Annotated in this window: 1 protein-coding gene; it reads right to left on the bottom strand. The window is 46.6% G+C overall.

Features of this window, described 5'->3' with window-relative positions; translation table 11 throughout:
* Positions 1-41 precede the first annotated feature (41 nt).
* Positions 42-1192, bottom strand: a protein-coding gene (locus NI000_RS36500; RefSeq protein WP_253416169.1) for an IS3 family transposase whose coding sequence is annotated in 2 segments (ribosomal slippage) — positions 42-937 and positions 937-1192 — 1152 coding nt in all. Because the reading frame shifts where the segments join, the coding sequence is not laid out codon by codon here.
* Positions 1193-1267: the final 75 nt, after the last annotated feature.

The raw sequence follows: 1267 nt of genomic DNA, 5'->3' as shown, positions 1-1267 counted from the left end.
TGGACCACTGTCAATAGATTGGACATATAGAATCGAGAGAATTACGCAGCAGGCAGGTACATGCGTTCGTATTGATTTGGTGTAAAATACCCGATGGAGGAATGGATTCGTTTTCCATTGTAGAAGCACGCAATATACTCAAAAATCCGCTCTCTGGCTTCTTTGCGGGTCTTGAACTTCTCTAAATATACGAGCTCTTTCTTCAGCACGCTGTGGAACGATTCGATACAAGCGTTATCGTAGCAATTTCCTTTGCGGCTCATGCTGCCCTTCATCTTATACTTTTTAAGTCGCTCCTGGTACTCTAAAGAAGCATACTGACTGCCTCGATCAGAGTGGTGGAGAACTTCACCGCGTGGCTTCTGAAACCGATAAGCTTGATCTAGCGCCTTTATCACAAGTGACTTCGTCATTCGTTCATCCATATGAAACCCTACGATTTTACGGCTGTATAAGTCCATGATGCTCGCTAAATAAAGCCATCCCTCATCCGTCGAGATATAGGTGATGTCTGTCATCCAGACCTGATTGGGCGCACTCGCTTGAAACTGTTGATTCAGCACATTCGCGGCTACCGGCAAGTTATGCTTGGAATTCGTTGTTGCTTTATATTTCTTGATTGTTCGGGATTTCAAGCCGAGCTCCTTCATGATTCGAGCAACGGTTTTCTCGGCTACCTGAGCGCCTTGTTTCTTCAGGGCTTCCCAGATTTTCTTGCTTCCATAAAGACGCCTATGGTCAAAAAAGATGCGCCGAATCTGCTTTTTAAGCCACTCATGACGTTGGCTTCGACCGCTTTCTTTCCGCCGGGTCCAATCATAATAACCGCTTCGGGAGATTCCAAATACGGCACACATCTTCGCGACACGGAGCTTGAAGCGATGATCGTGGATGAATTTATAGATCAGCGCCGGTCTTTTGCGAAGTAGTGCATCGCCTTTTTTAAGATTTCGTTCTCCTCTTCCAGATCACGAATCCGCTTCTGAAGATCACGCATGGCCTTGTCTTCCGGTTTTAGTTGCCCACTACCGGGAAACGCCCCGCTGCCGTCCTGTTTAAACTCGGTGATCCAGCGATAGATCGTATTCTCATGCAGACCCATCTCACGGGCTACCTGCGCCACCGATTTCCCTTCTTCTTGAACGAGTCGAACGGTTTGAAGTTTGAATTCTTTGTCGTATTTTTTCGTCATGTCGGACACCTCGATTATGAATGCTTTTATTTTCGCACTCTCGGTTCTCCGTGTCCAATATTGAGTCTAGCACCA

The sequence above is a fragment of the Paenibacillus tyrphae genome, from assembly GCF_024158745.1.
Lineage (GTDB): Bacteria > Bacillota > Bacilli > Paenibacillales > NBRC-103111 > Paenibacillus_G > Paenibacillus_G tyrfis_A.
The sequence above is the reverse complement of the archived record's forward strand: the minus strand, read 5'-3'. Positions and strand labels throughout refer to the sequence as shown.